At 35.6% G+C, this 19,202-nt stretch carries 17 protein-coding genes; 15 read left to right on the top strand and 2 right to left on the bottom strand.

Annotation, left to right across the window (positions count from 1 at the left end; genetic code table 11):
* The first annotated feature begins 213 nt into the window (after positions 1-213).
* From CSW08_RS11735 to CSW08_RS11705, 8 genes are all read left to right on the top strand, one after another.
* Positions 214-795, top strand: a complete 582-nt coding sequence (locus CSW08_RS11735) for a hypothetical protein (RefSeq protein ID WP_157831476.1) — start codon at positions 214-216, stop codon at positions 793-795.
* Positions 796-968: 173 nt separating this feature from the next.
* The gene (locus tag CSW08_RS11730; RefSeq protein ID WP_106660073.1) at positions 969-1,844 is read left to right on the top strand and encodes a CPBP family intramembrane glutamic endopeptidase; all 876 of its coding nucleotides are present in this window, start codon (positions 969-971) and stop codon (positions 1,842-1,844) included.
* A gap of 48 nt (positions 1,845-1,892) precedes the next feature.
* A complete protein-coding gene (locus CSW08_RS11725; RefSeq protein ID WP_106660072.1) occupies positions 1,893-2,288 on the top strand; it encodes a hypothetical protein in 396 nt (131 codons plus the stop codon).
* 153 nt (positions 2,289-2,441) lie between these two features.
* The gene (locus CSW08_RS11720) at positions 2,442-3,308 is read left to right on the top strand and encodes a hypothetical protein (RefSeq protein WP_106660071.1); all 867 of its coding nucleotides are present in this window, start codon (positions 2,442-2,444) and stop codon (positions 3,306-3,308) included.
* A gap of 182 nt (positions 3,309-3,490) precedes the next feature.
* Positions 3,491-3,985: a hypothetical protein gene (locus CSW08_RS11715; RefSeq protein WP_106660070.1), complete on the top strand. Its 495-nt coding sequence runs from the start codon at positions 3,491-3,493 to the stop codon at positions 3,983-3,985.
* Between the two features lie 64 nt (positions 3,986-4,049).
* Positions 4,050-4,556 (top strand): tetratricopeptide repeat protein, encoded by a 507-nt coding sequence (locus tag CSW08_RS11710; RefSeq protein ID WP_157831475.1) that lies wholly within the window; start codon positions 4,050-4,052, stop codon positions 4,554-4,556.
* Between the two features lie 50 nt (positions 4,557-4,606).
* A complete protein-coding gene (locus CSW08_RS18125) occupies positions 4,607-4,819 on the top strand; it encodes a hypothetical protein (RefSeq protein ID WP_157831474.1) in 213 nt (70 codons plus the stop codon).
* 193 nt (positions 4,820-5,012) lie between these two features.
* Complete coding sequence (locus tag CSW08_RS11705) at positions 5,013-5,234, top strand: hypothetical protein (protein ID WP_106660068.1); 222 nt, start codon at positions 5,013-5,015, stop codon at positions 5,232-5,234.
* A 69-nt stretch (positions 5,235-5,303) separates the two neighbouring features.
* On the opposite strand, the gene CSW08_RS11700 is transcribed toward CSW08_RS11705, so the two are convergent.
* On the bottom strand, positions 5,304-7,553 hold the full coding sequence (locus CSW08_RS11700; RefSeq protein ID WP_106660067.1) for a bifunctional SulP family inorganic anion transporter/carbonic anhydrase: 2,250 nt from the start codon (positions 7,551-7,553) through the stop codon (positions 5,304-5,306).
* 481 nt (positions 7,554-8,034) lie between these two features.
* Here CSW08_RS11700 and CSW08_RS11695 point away from each other — a divergent pair, with 481 nt between their 5' ends.
* From CSW08_RS11695 to CSW08_RS11680, 4 genes are all read left to right on the top strand, one after another.
* Positions 8,035-10,566, top strand: a complete 2,532-nt coding sequence (locus CSW08_RS11695; RefSeq protein WP_106660066.1) for a cellulase N-terminal Ig-like domain-containing protein — start codon at positions 8,035-8,037, stop codon at positions 10,564-10,566.
* A 282-nt stretch (positions 10,567-10,848) separates the two neighbouring features.
* Positions 10,849-11,304, top strand: coding sequence for a response regulator (locus tag CSW08_RS11690; RefSeq protein ID WP_106660065.1), 456 nt, complete (start codon positions 10,849-10,851; stop codon positions 11,302-11,304).
* Positions 11,305-11,315: 11 nt separating this feature from the next.
* Complete coding sequence (locus CSW08_RS11685; protein ID WP_106660064.1) at positions 11,316-14,804, top strand: chemotaxis protein CheB; 3,489 nt, start codon at positions 11,316-11,318, stop codon at positions 14,802-14,804.
* A gap of 12 nt (positions 14,805-14,816) precedes the next feature.
* Positions 14,817-15,263, top strand: a complete 447-nt coding sequence (locus tag CSW08_RS11680; RefSeq protein WP_106660063.1) for a response regulator — start codon at positions 14,817-14,819, stop codon at positions 15,261-15,263.
* 116 nt (positions 15,264-15,379) lie between these two features.
* On the opposite strand, the gene CSW08_RS11675 is transcribed toward CSW08_RS11680, so the two are convergent.
* Positions 15,380-16,558, bottom strand: a complete 1,179-nt coding sequence (locus CSW08_RS11675) for a PAS domain-containing sensor histidine kinase (RefSeq protein WP_106660062.1) — start codon at positions 16,556-16,558, stop codon at positions 15,380-15,382.
* Positions 16,559-17,021: 463 nt separating this feature from the next.
* Here CSW08_RS11675 and CSW08_RS11670 point away from each other — a divergent pair, with 463 nt between their 5' ends.
* The 3 genes from CSW08_RS11670 to CSW08_RS11660 all read left to right on the top strand — a co-directional run bounded on the left by CSW08_RS11670 (position 17,022) and on the right by CSW08_RS11660 (position 19,136).
* Positions 17,022-17,582, top strand: coding sequence for a helix-turn-helix domain-containing protein (locus CSW08_RS11670; RefSeq protein WP_106660061.1), 561 nt, complete (start codon positions 17,022-17,024; stop codon positions 17,580-17,582).
* A 264-nt stretch (positions 17,583-17,846) separates the two neighbouring features.
* A complete protein-coding gene (locus tag CSW08_RS11665) occupies positions 17,847-18,119 on the top strand; it encodes a DUF4242 domain-containing protein (protein ID WP_106660060.1) in 273 nt (90 codons plus the stop codon).
* Between the two features lie 198 nt (positions 18,120-18,317).
* Positions 18,318-19,136, top strand: coding sequence for an alpha/beta hydrolase (locus tag CSW08_RS11660; protein ID WP_106660059.1), 819 nt, complete (start codon positions 18,318-18,320; stop codon positions 19,134-19,136).
* Positions 19,137-19,202 lie beyond the last annotated feature (66 nt).

The following is a 19,202-nucleotide window of genomic DNA, read 5'->3' as shown; positions in this document are numbered from 1 at the left end:
GATTTTCCTTCGGAAAATCCTCGCCCCCAAACACGCAACTTTCCATACACGAACACGTTGGCATAAATACTGAAAAACCAAATGAGAAGATTTCTAGCCCTACCCTTTTTTTTGTTTTTTCTTTGTTGTAAAAATGAAATTAAAAATTCTACGGACAATTTCGACGGCTTAAAAAAGTATTATTTCCCCAATGGCATTCTAAAATCCCAAGGAATGACTTTTGAAAATAATCAACCTATTGGAATATGGAATTATTATGATTCTACTGGAATCTTAAATAGTACAGTGGAATATATAAAGATAAATGGAAAATCATATATAAACCAAGATTGGGTTTTCGACAAGAATGGAGATACTTTGAAAAATAAAGGGAGTCATTTTAAAATAGTTTTCGAGAAAGATACTATTAGACTAAACGAACCAATTAGAGCTAAAATCGACTTGACAACTCCTCTTTTTAAAAATAAAAACTCAAATATATTTGTTGTTGTTCCAAAAGATTATTCAATTAATTTTAATGAGGACTTTTCTAACCTAAAAGAAGTAAATCTGGATACGACATTTAATCTAAATTTAGAAAATGAGATGAAAAATTCGATCGGACTAACAACTGACTTTGGTAAAACCGCAATATTTGGAAGATATTTCAATTCAATTGGTAAAAAAAAATTAAGAGGAATTTTAGTTGAGTATTTCTATCAAGACTCAATTACTTCCGATTCTATTAAATTAAATTATTTTGAAAATAAAAGATATTTTGAAAAAGATATTTTAGTAATAGAAAATATGAATTAAAAAGTACTTATGCCAACACCGTGTATAAAAAATTGCTAGTTTTAGCTGGCACAAAGTTGGGTGCGTGTTTGCTGGCTTCCGATTTTCCTTCGGAAAATCCTCGCCCACAAACACGCAACTTTCCATACACGAACACGTTAGGCACAAGCTAACATAGACTAATCTAAATAATCATGGAGAATCTGACTAAGAATAAATTCAAGCCCATTGGAATATTTCTTTCAATTACATTGGCCCTAAGTTCAATTTATTATTTTCTAATAATTTATTCTGGTACTCTGGGCAGTGGATGGGGACAATTTACTATGGGAATAATGTGGTGTCCTGGTATTTCTGCTTTGATTACTATGAAAATATTAAAGAGAAATATTTCTGATCTTGGGTGGAAATGGGGCAAAACAAAGTATCAATTATGGAGTTATCTAATTCCTCTTATATATGCGCTCATTGCTTATCTAGTTATATGGGTATTTGGCTGGGGAGGCTTCTATGATAAGGAATACGTTGTTAGGCTTACTAACTCTTTTGGTTTTGGCGAAATAGGAAGCGGATTTATAATAGCATTCTACTTCATTTTATTCGGAATTTTCGGTACAATCCGAAGTGCTTCAAGTGCGTTAGGGGAAGAAATTGGCTGGCGTGGATTTTTGGTGCCAGAACTTTACAAAACCCAAGGATTTACAAAAACTTCCTTGATTTCTGGTTTTATTTGGGGGATTTGGCATTTACCAATTTTACTCTTTGCTGATTACAATAGTGGAACACCATCATGGTATGCAATGTCCTGTTTTATGGTATTAATTATTAGTATGAGTTTCATCTATACTTGGTTTCGTATCAAGTCAGGAAGCTTATGGACTGCCGTAATACTTCATGCTAGTCATAATTTATTTATTCAAAGGATTTTCACACCTTTAACTGAAGATACGGGCAACACAGCTTATTATATTGATGAATTTGGAATTGTACTACCAATCGTTGCTATTGGTTTTGCTATATATTATTGGAGTAAACGAAAAGAACTAAAACCAGTGCCTAACAATGTATAAAAGGCATTAAAACGCCCTTTATACTAAACGTTGTGTGTAATTTGAGAAATGAGACAGACATTAACAAAAAATGATAAATCCTTAAAAATCCTAAATCTGTTAATTGTAAATGGATTTTACAGTGGATTTGTGGAATCTGAAAAGTTTGAGTTGCATCGAAATCATTTTCCAAACAATCAAAGGATAATTGGAATTTTAAATGAAAACGGAAAATATGTCGTGAAGTCAGACTTAAAATTTCCGACGAATATCGCAGCAAAAACCTTGTTAATATTCGGAATTTTGACTTCAATAATTCTTCTAATTAAAGGCAATTTCTTAATACCTGTGTTCTTTGTAATCGGTGCAATAATTTTTACTTTAGTAATTAAATTTAATAGTCAAAAAGAAATTGACTTATTTACCAATAAGTTTCTGGAATTTGACAAAATGGAATATAAATAAAAAACTACACACAACACCGTGTATAAAAAATTGCTAGTTTTAGCTAACACAAAGGTTGTTGCCTGTTTGCCGGCTTCCGATTTTCCTTCGGAAAATCCTCGCCCTCAAACACGCAACTTTCCATACACGTTGGCAACCATTTGAACGAACTTAATGGCAATACAAGATAAAATCACTCAAATTTGGGTAAAAACCACAGGAAAAAGAATAAATCCTAACGAGTACGAGTGGTTAATTGGACCAATTGGAAACATAGATATTATTAAGGATAAATTCATTTTTGAATTAGCGCAAAAAGAAAATTTAGAAATTCAAAAAAACTTACCAAATTCTGGACTTCTCGAAAAAATGGAGCAAATCGGAATTACTAACCAAGACAAAATTCGTTTAAACGACAAAGTTGCTGACTTTTATGAAAATACTTCAAACTACGATTTTGAAGTTTGGTCTGAATGGAAAGGTATTTTTAAACCATTTGGCAAACTTCTTTATTTGATTTTTAGTAAACGGCTTCAACAACTCAATTTACCCCTCAATTCAATAGACACCGCAAAAGGACTGAAAAGTGAAATAATCAAATTAAAGGACAAAAAAACAAAGGAAACCAAATGGACAATTTGGTATAGAATAATAAAAAGTACAAACGATGTAATTTATTCAGGAATTTACACAACTTGTAATAATCCGAATTACGAAAAACCACTTCTAAAAGTTGTGTTCCCATTGCCAAATGGAAATGCTTCTGTTGTTATGACAAAGAAAGTTGAGAAAGATGGCTCACTTCTACTCTGCTCTGATGGAAAAAAATTCGGAGATAATGGATTTTACTTTACCTTAACAAATGAAAAAGGAGAATATTGGGCAAAATTTGTAAAATCAATGCACGAATGGATTAGAGTTTACGAAGACGAAGAAAATGTATTGAGAGCTGACCATAATCTGAATTTTTACGGAATTCGTTTTCTGAATTTACATTATAGAATGAATAAAAAAACAGTTGCCAACACCGTGTATAATTAATTGCTAGGTTCTGGCTTGCTTACGAAAATCCTCGCGGATTTTCTATTCGATTTTTATTTGCTAAATTTAGTGCTTAACCACGCAACTAATCATACACGAACACGTTGGCAATAAAAATATGAACTTTCCTAAAACAGCTTGATTAAAAATAGATTACCTTTAGTTGTTTTTAAGTTTATACCATGAAGCTCATATCTTCCCTCTTTGGTTTTTCGCTATTCTTTAACTTTTCATTATATGCTCAATCTTTAGAAAATCTGGAAGGCACTTATTTAGTTGAACAAGATTCTATTGTTCACTCGTACGATTTTAACAACGGGAAGTTAATTGTTAATCTTAATATTAAGGATTCCTATAAATTAAATTTCACTTATTTATACAATTATATTTACAATGAAGATGACACTTTAAAGGTTATTTTAATAGGTATCGAATCTGAAGAGATTGAACCTTTAGGTAAAAAAAAGAAGAAGAAAAAACATTCATATATTCCTGATCTCTATATGATGTCGGGCTATTTCTTTTCGGTATGGACATTAGAAAAAAATGAAGATAATACCCTTTTTATAAAAGTGACACCAAGCTCTATTAAATGGCCTGCCTCAAAAGGCCATTTAGCAAATTATTATTCAGGTTTTGAAGACCATATTGTTTTACAACCAATATTAAAGCAATGATATTATGAAGATTGGAAATTTTAAACTATTGTTTTTGTCTTTTACGCTATCAATTTTTATCTCATTGAAGACAAATGCTCAACAAGTTAGTTCAGAATTAAAAGCTCAAGCCGAAAATGGAGATGCTGAAGCACAATTTAAAATGGGCAAGGCATACTTTGGGTATCAGTATGGTAGCCCAAAAAAAAGAGCCGAAGCCGAAAAATGGCTTTTAATGGCTGCAGAACAAGGTTATGAAAAAGCAACCTATCTTTTAAGTCAGTTGAGATTTAGTAAATACGAGTGTCCGATTGAGATTTTACAGAAATTAGCTATAGAAGGTTATTCTGAAGCTCAATTTTCTTTAGGAGCATATCACCAAAACTACATAAATGATAAGCCTAATGATCTATCAATTGCATATAAATGGATGCTTTTGTCAGCTCAAGATCCTGATGAGCGCTATCGTAGATCTTGGAATCTTATCAAACATTTTAATATCTCGCATTTAGAAATTAGTAAAGGGCAAAAAATGGCCAAAGAGCACACTGAAAAATATGGCCCTTCAAAAAGCATCTACGCTGAAAAATAAAAAGTACTAGGATAAAATGACAAAAACTAAACAATTATATTAAAATTGTGTTGGCAATTATATTCATTGCTGGATTGTTTGTACCTTATGTATCTGGAACTGTACTTTATGTATCTGGAACTGTACTTATAGAATATTTATTTGATTATAAAGACGATTTAATCGATTATTTACCTTTTACTGTTCTGGTATTGGTAATTGTGCCTTACCTATTGTTTTTGGTTTTTAAATACTTCTTTAAGGATTCATTCTTAAAAACGTAAGCCGTGTATAAAAAATTGTTAATTTTAGCTAGCACAAAGTTTGTTGCCCTTTTGCTGGCTTCAGATTTTGCTTGCGCCAGTTCGCTTCGCTCGTGTCCTTCGGAAAATCCTCGTCCACAAACACGTTAGTAGCAATTGCCGCGCCGCTCGAATCGGAAGAGACGCTATAATAAATACATTTAAAAATCAAAACATGAAAACAAATAAGATTATTGGAGCTATATTGATTATTGTAAGTTTAGTAATGGGTTATCTAGCGTATAATAAAATCTCGGAAAGTACTCAGTCAGTAAATCTTTTAGGGCTAAAGGTGGAAGCTTCCGACGAGTCGGGCAAAACAGAAGGTTATCTGTTTTTGGGTTTAGCTGTTATACTTTTAGGTGGAGGAATCTATACTTTAAATAAATCTAAATAAGAGCTACTGCTGCTAACCATGGCTAACCACAATTGCTGCTTTTTGCAAGCCGAAAAAATTAGTAATCAATTAACTATTTTCAACGGAATAGAGTTCAGAAAAAACAATGGTATTATCATCCCTATTAAAAAAAGCTGAAGCAATGCCCACAGTACCCTTGCTTAAGGCTTCCTTGAAGTAACTACTGTTGTTTACCAGGTCAGATTGCGCCTTTTCAATGTTGAAGTTAACAATCTCGTTTGATAACTCATCTAAGGATTCCGACTTCAAATCACGGTTAGAAAATTGTGTGCTTTTCAAGGCATCATCAACCAAAAGCGATAAGTTTGACGCCCTATGGTCAAGATGGTTTTTAAGCGCTTTTTTAATAACTTCATTATCGGAATTGCCATAAAACAAAACTAATTTGGCACCTTGGTCCCGACAAGAAATCTCTAAATTCAAAATACTTTGGTTATCAAGAATGTGGCCAGCAGATCGTAATGAAACCAAATCACCAATAGCCGTGTTGAGCATCATGTTAAGTGGTTCACGTAAATCAACAGAGGTGACCACAACGGCCAATGGATCTTCATTGAGATGGTCCATCAGATTATTGGAGGTTACCTTACGCGACATTAAATTTCTACTGGCGTAGGTAGTACTGCCTTCTTTTAGATATTCTAAAATTTCTTTGGGCGTTGTCTTGGCTTTGATTTCTGCCTTTGTTTTTTTGTAAAAATCAATTTCTTCACCTAAAACGTAAGAATCCTTTAATCCGATAATATTTACATCTATATTGTGGTCTACGGCCACCGTATTTTGAAAATCGTTTAAAATATCAATAACATCAGGGTCTATATAACTTGTAAAAGTGGCATCGATCAATACTTTGCTATTATCTGGTACACTCCATAACGTGTTTCTAATGGATGCTTTGTTGAAAAAGGAAACCTCGTTTGATAGCTCCAACTTAATGACCTCATCTTGTATATATTTTATATTTTCAATGTAAAATGGATTGTAATAATTGCTTCTAAGCAGAAAGAAAATACTTAATGCCGAACCGATTAAAACGCCTGTTAGTACATCGGTTACTACAATAAATACCACGGTTAACACAAATGGTAAGAATTGATTCCAGCCACGTTTATATAAATTTTTAAAAACACTTACAGAGGCCAGTTTATAACCCACAACAAGTAAAATGGCGGCCAAGGATGCCAAAGGAATCAAATTAAGTACATGGCTCAAAAACAACACGCTTAACAACAACAGAAACCCATGTATGATGGTACTGAGCTTTGTTTGGGCACCAGCTTCAATATTTACTGAACTTCTAACAATCACAGACGTGATGGCAATACCACCTAAAAAACCTGAAAGCGTATTTCCAATACCTTGGGCAATAAGTTCACGATTGGGTGGGGTCCTCCGTTTTAATTTATCAATATTATCGGTTGCCTCAATATTCAATAATGTGGAAATTGATGCAATTATGGCGATTGTTAGTGCTGTTGTCCAAACTTTGGGCTTATTGTACCCAGTAAAATCTGGAAATGTGAAAAAGGTGCGTATACTATCTACTTCCGGAATGTTCACCAAATGAATTCCATCAAGGTATAAAAAAGGAAGTGCATATTTAAAAAGCTGGTTGAGCAGAACCCCTAAAATCACCACGACCAAGGCAGGTGGAATCAATTTAAAATTTTTCAATGGCGTTTTATCCCAATAAATTAAAATACCCAAGGAAATAATAGAAATCACAATGGCGCCAATGGTAAAGGCATTGAGAAATTCCGATAGCATATATAGGACATTGCTCCAGTAATCTTCGGAATAAATGAGCGTTTTACTTTTGTCGAACTCATATCCAATGGTGTACGGGAGTTGGGATAGTATAAGAATGATGCCAATACCGGCCAAAAGGCCTTTGATGATACTTTTGGGCATATAGTCGGCAAGAATTCCAGCTTTCACAACGCCCAATACAACTTGAATGATCCCGGCAATAATCAAAGCTCCTAAGAAAAGCTGAAAACTTCCTAAATCCTTTATAGCTAGCAATACCACCGCTGAAACACTGGCTGCCGGGCCACTTATACTGGTTCCAGACTTACTCAGGTAACCAATCACAACACCACCAATAATTCCAGAGATCAACCCAGAAATTAACGGTGCGCCACTGGCCAAGGCAATACCCAAACAAAGCGGTAATGCCACCAAAAATACCACGATACCAGCTGGTATATCCTTATCCAATTTTGAAAACATGGAACGATAATCATCCTGAAATTGTTGACGATTCACAAAATTTTTTAAAACGGGTATTTTTTTCAAGTAATATTGGTTTTAGCTATTATACTCAAGGACTGCTAGAAAGATAAGGAACTTTTGATTAAAGCACCAAAAAAAATGCCTTTTGGGTATTGTTTTTTGGAATGTATGAGATGCAAGTCTTCAGCCTAACAGGTTCAACTGTCGTGTTCCCTAAAATTAGAACCGATTCAAATTCAAATTTATTTAATTTAACAAGCAATCTTAATCTAGTTTGAAAACAAACTTAGTTGCACTATAATTTTAGCCTGTACTACTTTTGATCACTCATTTGCCATTGAATTTAAGACTGTTTTGCGTATCTTTACAAGAAAGCAACCGGGGTCAAATAGAGGATTATTTTTTTAATTTTTAATCAATATGACATGTCCATAAAGTGAGCTATACCTACCGACAGTAAATATTGGAAGGAAAATTAAGGCTTAGTTTAGTTTTAATGTTTTTCGGACATTCCGTGTGACCTTTGAAAATCAATTACATACACATGAAAAGACTAACATTTTTATCAGTTTTACTGCTACTATTAGCGTCATTCCATAATGCATCGAGCCAGGATTTGAAAATCAATGATCTTGAGTATTTCGAGACGCAAGGTGTCAATATTCTTGTGTACAATAACCTTTTTACAGGAGGTTTTAATGATGAAAAGACCGCTGGTATAGAATTGATTCACCACGGCGTGAGAACTTCGCAAGGTGGCGCTGTGAGACTTTCCAATACGCCAGAGCAGTGGGATCTTGTTCCTGCAATCTCAAACCGAAAGGTTGACCGTGCGTCGAATACCATCGAAGCTACGTTAAGGTATGAAGATTACGATTTTGATTCCCGTGTGGTTGTCACGGCTAAGGGTAAAGGTGTTGAGATATCTGTTTACCTTGACAAACCCGTTCCCAAAGCACTTGAAGGGAGTGCCGGATTTAATCTTGAGTTTCTTCCCTCGCAATATTGGGCAAAGACCTATGTGATGGATGGACGTATCAATCGATTCCCACGCTATGTGGTAGGCAACACCATTACGAGGCCAAACAGTGAAAAACTCAAGCAATTTAAGGGGTATGTAACTTACGATGATAGGGGTACCGGTAAATTTATCGATCCGCTTCCTTTGGAAACTGGTCGTACCTTTCTGCTTGCACCCGATGAACCCGAACGTTTGGTTAAAATCACCTCACATGATGCTGATATTATGCTTTTCGATGGCCGCATGCTGGCACAAAATGGCTGGTTTGTAGTTCGCAGTTTACTTCCGGCAGGAAAAACAGGCAAGGTTTTAACCTGGACCATTGAACCAAATGCCATTAACGGTTGGTTAAGAGAGCCAAATATTGGTTTCTCTCAAGTGGGCTATCTTCCTTCGCAACAAAAAGTCTCTGTTATTGAACTCGATAAAAAAGACAAACCGCTTGCAAAAGCATCAATCTATAAAATAGGTGACGACGGCAATGCTGCCGAAGTATTCAGTGGCAATATAGCTTCCTGGGGTGACTATTATAAATATCACTATGTAAAATTCGATTTTTCTTCCGTTAACACCCCCGGCATATACTATATCCAGTATGGCGACTTTAAAACAAATAACTTTTTAATAGAAAATAACGTTTACGATAAGATCACCGACGCCACCAGCGATATATGGATCCCAATACATATGAATCACATGTTTGTGAACGAGGCTTATAGGGTGTGGCATGGCGAACCTTTTAAGGACGGTTATCTTCAGGCTCCGCCAAACACCGATCACTTCGACCTCCATGCACAAGGACCAACAACCGATACCAAGTATAAAGCACTGGAAAAAATCCCTGGATTAAACATAGGCGGTTTTTTCGATGCCGGAGATTTTGATATCGAAACAGGATCGAACATTAGTGTTGTGCAGAACTTTGTCCAAACATGGGAATATTTCAAACCCTTACGCGATCAAACTTTTGTTGATCAGAAGCAACGTTATGTTGATCTTCACCGACCCGATGGGATACCAGACGTATTGCAATTTATCGAGCATGGAACTTTGAACCTGGTAGCTCAGGCAGAAATTATCGGCCATATGACACAAACGCTCTCTAACTCGGTTCTCGATAATTACCATCACCTTGGTGACGCAGCCTCATTAACTGACGGCCTTCCTTATAATCCGAACCTTGGTCCTTACGAAGTAGCCCCTGACGGACGGTCGAGCGGCGTTAAAGATGATTTGTGGGCATTTACTAGCCGCAACCCAAGCCTCGATCTTAGAGCAGCAACCATGTTTGCCGCAACAAGCCGAGCGTTGAAAGGTTATAACGATGATCTTTCGGAAAGAGCCTTGCAACAGTCAAAAAGGCTTCTAATAGAGGCAACCGAGTTACTTGCCAATCAACCACAGGATCGCCCTGACAGGAGAGGTGGATCTGCAAATATGGCCACCAATCTTCAACTTTACATCGCAACTGGTGAAAAACAATATATCGATAAATTTCAGGAACTTTTATGGCCTGCACTTGAGCGTAACGTTAATTTCGGCCTTCTCACAGCATTAGATGCCATACCGCACATGGACGCATCTTATAAAGAAAAGCTCCGGCCATATGTTGTAAAGTACAAAGAATACATCGATGGGCTTGAAAAAGATAATCCCTATGGAGTACCTATCGGTCTTGGTAATTGGGCAGGCGGTGGAGGTGTGGTGAGTTTTGGTACTACCATTTGCTTTGCTAGCAAATATTTCCCTGATATTATCGACGCTAGCCATGCTTTTAAAACCACCAACTGGCTATTTGGCTGCCATCCGTATCACAATTATTCGTTAGTGGCAACGGTGGGCGCCACTCGTCCCAAAGCTGTCTTTTATGGTAATAACAGGGCTGATTTCTCATTTATTCCAGGCAATGTTGCTCCGGGTATATTATTCAGACAACCCGATCACTTTGAAAACTACGACGACTGGCCATTTCTGTGGGGACAAAACGAGGGCACGATTGGTGGAAATACCAGTTATTTAATTTTTGGATCGGCTTTTAAAAGTTTAGTAAAATAAACAGATTATATTGAACTGTTTTAGAGCAGGAACCAAGTCCATTGATTTGATGGTTATTACTTGTGCTATTTTTTGAGCTGTGCAAAAAGATAAAAAATGGCTAAAAGGACACGTATAATGGAAAAGGAATTGGCCTTTCAATGAACTTTTAAAATTATATAAAACTATGTACAACTGTGTGTAAGACGAATTACTTCTGATTTTGCTTATTACAGTTCGCTTCTTTTAAATATATTTGCTTAATTCATAGTTATTTCAAGTAAATATGACTAACTTAACAAGATGGCTTATACACATATCAACATACTTCTTGCCGATGACGACAAAGACGATTGTCTGTTGTTCATAGAAGCATTGGATGAACTACAACTACAAACCACCCTCACTTTAGTGCATGATGGTGAACAGCTCATGCAACTCCTCCTAAAAAATTCAAAGAACATTTTTGATGTTCTCTTTCTCGACCTCAACATGCCACGTAAAAACGGTTTCGCCTGTTTCGAAGAAATAAAAAACAACGATAAACTAAAATCGCTTCCTGTAATTATTTTCTCAACCTCTTGTGATCGAAGCGTTGCCGACCAGTTTTACAAAAAAGGGGCACATCATTACATCTGCAAGCCTGCGGATTTTTCTGAACTCAGAAAAATAATTCAAAAAGCGCTCTTGCTTATATCAGAAAAAAACAGTTCACAACCACCTAAAGAAAAATATTTACTTAGAAGCTTAAAAAGTTAATCTTTTATGATATGAAATCCAATTCAATCAAAAAAAAATCATCTCCAAAAAAGGAAGTAAAAGAAAATTCTTTTCCGGTAGTTGCCATTGGCGCATCTGCCGGAGGTTTGGAAGCGATGATAGAGTTATTAACATACCTACCATCTAACACAGGCATGGCTTTCATTTATGTGCAGCACCTGAGTCCCGATCACAAAAGTATGCTGACTGAAATTTTATCTAATAAGACTGCAATGAAAGTGCAGGAGATTGACGATATGGATAAAATTAAACCCAATAATGTGTTTGTCATTCCGTACAACAAAGGCATTGAAGTAACGGACGGACACATTAAACTAATTCCCCGATCAGAAAGCAGTAATGCCATTTCTATAGATATTCTTTTCTCCTCACTTGCCCAGGCTCAAAAAGAACGCGTTATCGGCATTGTCCTTTCAGGTAGCGCAAGCGATGGCACCATTGGTTTAAAAGACATTAAGCACGAGGGCGGCTTAACTTTTGTGCAAGACGATACGGCTAAATTTACAAGTATGCCCCATTCTGCAATTTCTGCAGGTGTGGTTGACTTTATTTTATCCCCAAAGGAAATTGCACTCGAGTTGGCGCGACTGAGCAAGCATCCGCTTGTAAAAGCCAACGGTACAAAAACCAATGGCGAGGATTTAATTGACAATAGAGATCCTGATTTAAAAATTATTCTCAATCTATTACATAAAGCCACAGGTGTTGATTTCAGTGCCTATAAAATGAACACCATTAAAAGACGCATTATTCGTAGAATGTTGTTGTATAAAATAGCTAACCTTAAAGAATATGCAAAACTGCTTACCCAAAAAAAAGAAGAGATAGATATTCTTTTTCAGGATTTGCTTATTAATGTTACCAGTTTTTTTCGCGACACCGACACGCACAAATATTTAAAAGAAAGTCTTTTTCCAAAATTGATCAAAAGTAAAATTTTGGGAGACTCGCTGCGCATATGGATACCGGCATGTGCCACAGGCCAAGAAGCCTACTCCATGGCCATTATGCTGATTGAGATCCAGGAAAGCCTAAACACCAACATACCTGTTCAGATTTTTGCAACCGATCTTAGTGAATGCGCCATAGGCAAAGCCCGCATTGGTGTTTACACCAAAGAGGAATTAGAAACCGTTTCACCAAAGCGTGTTCAGCGATTTTTTACAAAAGCAGACGGTAGTTTTCGTGTGAACAAGGCCCTACGCGATATTTGTGTGTTCGCACCGCATAATATTTTACGCGACCCGCCTTTTTCGCGTCTTGATTTTATAAGTTGTTGCAACCTCTTTATTTATTTAGATACCGTTGCACAAAAAAAAGCGGTAAACACGTTTCATTATGCCTTAAACAGCGATGGCTTTTTAATGCTCGGCAAATCAGAAAACATTAGCCACTCAACGAATCTTTTTACAATCACCAATAAAAAGTATAAAATATTTTCGCGCAAAATAAATTTAGGCCCACAGCGGCTACCTGAACTTTCACCCCGTATAACCCATCAAACTGTATCCAAAAAAAATGTTCCGTTAGTTTATCGCAATGTAACACAGCAAAATACCGTTATTAATCAAAAGGGCCTCGACCAAGCTATTGATGCCATGCTTGTTGCCGAATTTATGCCTGCCAGTGTGGTTATCAATCACCAAATGGAAATTATTCAGTTTCGCGGCATAACCGATGTTTTCCTCACACACCCAAAAGGCCGTGCCACTTTTAATATTTTAAAAATGGCACGACCTGAAATTGCTTTTGAATTACGCAATGCCATTTCAAGAGTTATTAAAACGGAAGAAATCTTTCGCAAAACCGGCATTGAAGTGAAGATAAATTCGACCGTAAAAATTATAAGTTTAGAAATTGTTCCGCTTCCCATAGAATGGCACGAACCCTTGCTCCTTATTCTTTTTACCGAACAGGAACCTACGGAAATTTATTCTCAGCAGGCCAATAACGGAGAAAATGTCCCGATAGCTATCGGGGCGGCAAAAGACCGAAGGATAAAAAAATTAGAACAGGAATTAGCAACAGCACATAGCGATGCGCTTTCTATCTCACAAGAGCAGGAAGCATTTACCGAAGAATTGCAAAGTGCCCACGAAGAAGTGGTTTCAAGCAACGAAGAATTGCAAACCTTGAATGAAGAACTGGAAACTTCAAAAGAAGAAATAGAATCTGCCAACGAAGAACTCACCACCACCAATCAGGAATTGCAAACACGCAACGATTTGCTTAATGAATCGTATGAATATTCCAATGCCATCGTTTCCACCATGCATGAACCCATGCTTATTTTAGGAAAAGACCTTCGTGTAAAATCGGCCAACAAAGCATTCTACGAAAAATTTGGTGTTACCGAAGAACAAACCGAGGGTGTCCTTTTATATGATTTGGGCAACAAACAATGGGACATTCCCGCACTACGTCAATTACTTGAAGACATCATACCCAAAAATTCACCCTTTTATAATTACGAAGTTAAGCACACCTTCGTGGACTTAGGCGAAAAAATAATGTCGCTTAATGCCAGCCGTTTAATCCAAAAAACACATCGTGAACAATTAATCCTTCTTATTATTGCTGATATTACGGAAGTAAGACGCCTGATAGCAGAAAAAGAACTAAGAGAGAAAGAATTGCTCAAGAAAGAAATTAATGAGCGTAAAACGGAAAAAACAAGATTAGAAAACGCGGTTGCCGAAAGAACACAGGAATTAAAAGAAGCCAATGAATCGCTAGAACATAAAAACCAAGAACTTCTGAATATGAACAAAGAACTTGAAGCATTCACGTATGTTTCTAGTCACGATTTACAAGAGCCACTTCGGAAATTAAAAACCTTTGCGGGGATTATTCTAGAAAATGAAAATGATAAATTATCTGAAAAGGGAAAAAATTATTTCCATTTGATGCAACAGGCAGTAGAAAGAATGCGGCAACTCATCCAGGATTTACTTGCCTTCTCTCGTGTAAGTGCTGAAGAACGAACATTTGAAACCACGGACCTGAACCTCATTATAGAAGACGTTTTAATAGAATTTAAAGAAGCGATTGCGGAAAAAAACGCTGTGATAGAATTGAAGGAAATCTGCGAAGTCCATATTATTCCTTTTCAGTTTCGCCAGCTCATGCACAATCTTATAAGCAATGCGCTCAAATTTTCAAATCCAAACATACCGCCTCACATAACAATAGAGAGCCGTAATATAAAATACAGTAAAGAAAATGACGCAAACCTTCCTTTACAAAAAGAATACTGCCATATCACCATCACCGACAACGGTATTGGTTTTGAAAAAAAATTCAGCGAAAAAATATTTGAAGTTTTCCAAAAACTCCATGGCAAAGAACAATATGCCGGTACCGGCATTGGCCTTGCTATCGTAAAAAAAATAGTTGACAATCACGACGGCATCATTACCGCAACAAGCGAGGTGAATAAAGGGACAATATTTGATATTTATATTCCTGCTTCACTATAAAAAAAATTAAAAATGAACAACAAACCATTCCATATTCTACTTGCAGATGATGATGAAGACGACAGACTTATATTCAAGCAAGCACTAGAAGAATTGAAGTTAAAGCCCATTGTTAAAACCGTTAATAACGGTATGGAATTGATGGCTTATCTCACGCAAAAAAAAACACCACTGCCCCATCTCATTTTTCTTGACCTTAACATGCCTATCAAAAATGGTTTGGAATGTTTGAAAGAAATTAGAAGCCATGAAAAACTTAAAAATATTTCCATCGCTATTTACTCAACATCATCTAGTGAAAAAGATATGGAAGATACATTTGGTAATGGAGCAAATATTTATATTACTAAATCCGATGATTTTAATATCCTCAAACAATTATTATACAAAGCAGTCACCGCTACGCATTTATATGAAGTGAATTCTTTTGATAGAAAAAATTTTTTACTGCGGATTTAATGAACGTTAAATTTGACACGACAGTACTTCCTTGAAAGACAGAGAACCAAAATCAAGGGCTTATTTAAGGTTTGGAAGACTCAATTTAATCTTAATCGAATGAGAATATAGCGTTTTTATATACTCTCAATCTCCTGTGGTTCTTCTAAAACATCAATGGTATCTAAAGGTTTATTAATAGGCAATGTAAAATAAAAAGACGACCCACTACCTTCTGTACTTTCAACCCATATACGTCCCCCGTTTTTTTCTAAAAAGCCTTTTACCAATAATAGACCTATACCCGCTCCTTTGTTTTCTTCAACTGGTTTGGAAAGCGATTTTACTTGAGGCGTAAAAAGCGTATCTTGAATGTCTTTAGTCATTCCTTTGCCTGTATCATTTATTTCAACAATAAGCATGTCTTCACTTTTTTTAGCTGATACGGTCACTTTTCCACCTTTATGTGAATGTTTTATGGCATTGGACACGATATTTTGAAGAATGGATATGAGCATTTTTTCATCAGCAAATACGCTGCTATTTTCTTCGATATCATTATGAAAATTGATGGCATTGATGGCTGCGGTTTCTTTTAATGAATCAAAAACTTTATTTACATACTGCAGAAGGTCTATTTTAGCGGGCACAAATACGTCGGCTGCATATTTTATCCTTGCCCATTCTACCAGATAATCCAACATATTTAATTCGTTTACGGCTGCTTTATGAAATTCTTCCAGCAAATCTTTAGCGACATCGGCTTCAATGGTATCGAAATTCAATTTCAAATATTCAGCACCTTGAATGATACCCGCAAGCGGACTTCTTAAATCATGCGATAAAATGGCTAGCACATTTTCTTTATGAGTGTTAAGTTCCTTTAACTCTTTTGCATATTTTTTTATAGCATCTTCTGATGCTTTTCTTGCAGTAATATCGCGCAATATTTTTACATAGCCAATAACTACATCTTTTTCATCTTTTAATGGAAATACTAAGCCATCGGCATAAAATGTACTGCCGTCTTTACATAAATGCCAACGTATATCGTTAGATCTGCCGTCTTTTAAAGCGATTTCAATTTCTTGTTTAGGAATGCCGTTTACTTTATCTTCTTCCGTGAAAATGATTTCAAATGGTTTCCCAATGATCTCTTCTGTGGAATATTGAAATATTTTGTTAGCACCCGAATTCCAACTATTCACGTTTAATTCTATATCCACCGTAAAAATGGCATAGTCTTGTAAGCTATCTATTATTTGGCTATAAAATTCAGTATCTGGTATATAGTATTTTTTAATAATTTTATCCATTTTGTGTTGTTGTTACACCATTCGTAATTTGGCTATAGAATATACAAAACAAATTTATCTCTTTAATTTTTAGATTTGTTTCATAACTTTTTTAATATGTTATAAAATTTCCGTGTTCCATTACAGAAATTACGTTTAATACAAATATCGTATCAGTAATTATGGTTTTTGGAATTCTAATTACAGGATGCAAACAAAACGAAAAAAAAAGAACTGAGTTAAGATGCCTTTTTTTAACTCAGTTACAATCCACGTTTTCAATGTAAGGTCCTTATTTGCCTCCGCTGGTTCACTTCGCTTTTATTCTTCGGAAAAAACACGTAAAAATAAACGTTAATTGTATCTTTACTACGATTAATACTCTTCTAACGCAACGAAACCACAGCCAAAAAAGTTATACGCACTCAATTAGCCAAGTGTTAGCGCTAGTATTAGTGCAATAAAAAATTAAAAGAAATAATTTATGAAGATCTACATAAAACACATGGCTTGTGAAAGCTGCAAAATATTTGTTAAAGAAGCTTTAGATGAACTTGGGATATCGCCCGCTAAGGTTGAATTGGGTGAAATAGACACCAAGGAAGATGTTTCTGATGACGACAAAAGGAAACTGAATACCCAAATCAAGAAAGCAGGCATGGAGCTGTTAGAAAAAAAGCAAGGTGTGTTGATTGAGAAGATTAGAAAAGTTATGGTTGATTATGTTTCCAATTCAGAGAACAGGCCAAATATTAAATTCTCTGTTCTATTAAGTGAAGAATTGAATCATAGTTACACGTACTTAGCCAATTTCTTTTCAGAGATTGAAGCCACTACCATCGAACAGTATATTATTGCATTAAAAATTGAACGGATAAAGGAGTTGATTATTTTTGGAGAAGACACCTTTTCCGAAATTGCAAATAAACTAAATTACAGCAGTGTGGCCCATTTATCATCGCAGTTTAAAAAGGTAACCGGATTGACCCCATCGCATTTTAAAGCATTAAAAGAAAAAAGAAGAATAACCATTCAAAATATTTAGTGACTTTGCAACCAACATACCATTATACCCAACAAGCTGTAGTAATTATGTTCCCTAATTGAGCTATGAAATTGAACTTAGTGACAGCATTTTAAGGATGTATATTTTTTTTTATTGCATCAAGTAAATTAACAAAAAAAGTCATCTAAGCAAAAACTGTTTTGGGTATATTTGTGTAGTTGCGCAATAGGCATAACGTGTAAATGCAATAACGGGGTGGCCGAAAACTGACCAGAGTAGGCGAAATAATTAATATTTAAGACCATGCCAAAATATGTAATTGAAAGAAACATTCCTGGTGCAGGAACATTGACTGCCGAACAGTTAAAAGGCATTTCGCAAACGTCTTGTGGCGTGTTAAGTAATATGGGACCTCAAATTCAATGGGTTCATAGTTATGTTACTACTGATAAAATCTATTGTGTTTACAATGCGCCAAATGAAGACATGGTTCGTGAACATGCAAAGCAAGGTGGATTTCCAGCAAATTCAGTTAGTAAAGTATCAACAATTATTGACCCAACTACAGCTGAATAAAACTTCATTACTTTTAAAATTAGCCAGAAAATAACACAAGCAATGATCACGCCCTTTGTTAAATGGCGTGGACAGTAGTAAGTTGTGCGTTGTAGGCACCTTCTTAATTCTTTATTTGTATTTAGTAAAGAAATGCTCAAACCACCACTTACCATATTTTAGGACGAAACAACAATTTAAACTAAACCAAAACCAATTATGATTAAATTAAAAACAACACTCCTATTACTAACCATCCATGTATTTTTTATAAACGTTGCAACATCACAGGTTGACACCTTGATGGTTTTTAGTAAATCGATGAATAAAAATATTCCAAATATGGTAATTACTCCTGATAATTATGCCAGCAATAATCAGCGTTTACCTGTATTGTATTTACTTCATGGCGCAGGAGGAAATTTTAAAGACTGGATTTCTAAAGCGCCTTTAGTTAAGCAATATGCCAACGATTTTAATATTATGATTGTTTGTCCCGATGGTGGTGTTACCAGTTGGTATTTTGATAGTCCTATTGATGACCAGATGAAATATGAAACCTATGTATCTAACGAATTAATTGAAGGTGTTGACAAGAATTATAAAACCATCCCTAATAAAAATGGTCGTGCCATTACAGGACTAAGTATGGGCGGTCACGGTGCGCTATATCTTGCTTTTAAACATCAAGATGTTTGGGGCGCTACTGGCAGTATGAGTGGCGGTGTGGATATTCGTCCCTTCCCAAACAACTGGGATATCAAAAAACGTTTAGGGACCTATCCTGAGAACAAAGAAAATTGGGAAAAAAATAGTGTTATCAATTTGGTTTATTTACTGGATGCCGATTTAAAAATCATTATAGACTGTGGGTATGATGATTTCTTTTTTGATGATAATAAAAGACTTCATGATAAATTAGTTGAGAGAAACATTGCTCACGATTATATAGAAAGACCTGGAACACATAATTGGAATTATTGGACAAATGCCATTAAATATCAACTGGTTTTCTTTAATGATACTTTTAAGCGCTAAAAACACACTTTAACATAAAGAAAGTGCCCGATTATATCTGTAACCGGGCAACTTTCCACCTAACAA

It is taken from the genome of Confluentibacter flavum (assembly GCF_002843175.1).
Taxonomy (GTDB): Bacteria; Bacteroidota; Bacteroidia; order Flavobacteriales; family Flavobacteriaceae; genus Confluentibacter; species Confluentibacter flavum.
The sequence above is the reverse complement of the archived record's forward strand: the minus strand, read 5'-3'. Positions and strand labels throughout refer to the sequence as shown.

Coding starts and splice junctions, on each gene's coding strand:
- CSW08_RS11660 (WP_106660059.1), top strand. CDS start 18,318: ATGATTAAATTAAAAACAACACTCCTATTACTAACCATCCATGTATTT.
- CSW08_RS11695 (WP_106660066.1), top strand. CDS start 8,035: ATGAAAAGACTAACATTTTTATCAGTTTTACTGCTACTATTAGCGTCA.
- CSW08_RS11725 (WP_106660072.1), top strand. CDS start 1,893: ATGAGACAGACATTAACAAAAAATGATAAATCCTTAAAAATCCTAAAT.
- CSW08_RS11720 (WP_106660071.1), top strand. CDS start 2,442: ATGGCAATACAAGATAAAATCACTCAAATTTGGGTAAAAACCACAGGA.
- CSW08_RS11705 (WP_106660068.1), top strand. CDS start 5,013: ATGAAAACAAATAAGATTATTGGAGCTATATTGATTATTGTAAGTTTA.
- CSW08_RS11735 (WP_157831476.1), top strand. CDS start 214: ATGACTTTTGAAAATAATCAACCTATTGGAATATGGAATTATTATGAT.
- CSW08_RS11685 (WP_106660064.1), top strand. CDS start 11,316: ATGAAATCCAATTCAATCAAAAAAAAATCATCTCCAAAAAAGGAAGTA.
- CSW08_RS11715 (WP_106660070.1), top strand. CDS start 3,491: ATGAAGCTCATATCTTCCCTCTTTGGTTTTTCGCTATTCTTTAACTTT.
- CSW08_RS11730 (WP_106660073.1), top strand. CDS start 969: ATGGAGAATCTGACTAAGAATAAATTCAAGCCCATTGGAATATTTCTT.
- CSW08_RS11680 (WP_106660063.1), top strand. CDS start 14,817: ATGAACAACAAACCATTCCATATTCTACTTGCAGATGATGATGAAGAC.
- CSW08_RS11665 (WP_106660060.1), top strand. CDS start 17,847: ATGCCAAAATATGTAATTGAAAGAAACATTCCTGGTGCAGGAACATTG.
- CSW08_RS11675 (WP_106660062.1), bottom strand. CDS start 16,558: ATGGATAAAATTATTAAAAAATACTATATACCAGATACTGAATTTTAT.
- CSW08_RS11670 (WP_106660061.1), top strand. CDS start 17,022: ATGAAGATCTACATAAAACACATGGCTTGTGAAAGCTGCAAAATATTT.
- CSW08_RS11690 (WP_106660065.1), top strand. CDS start 10,849: ATGGCTTATACACATATCAACATACTTCTTGCCGATGACGACAAAGAC.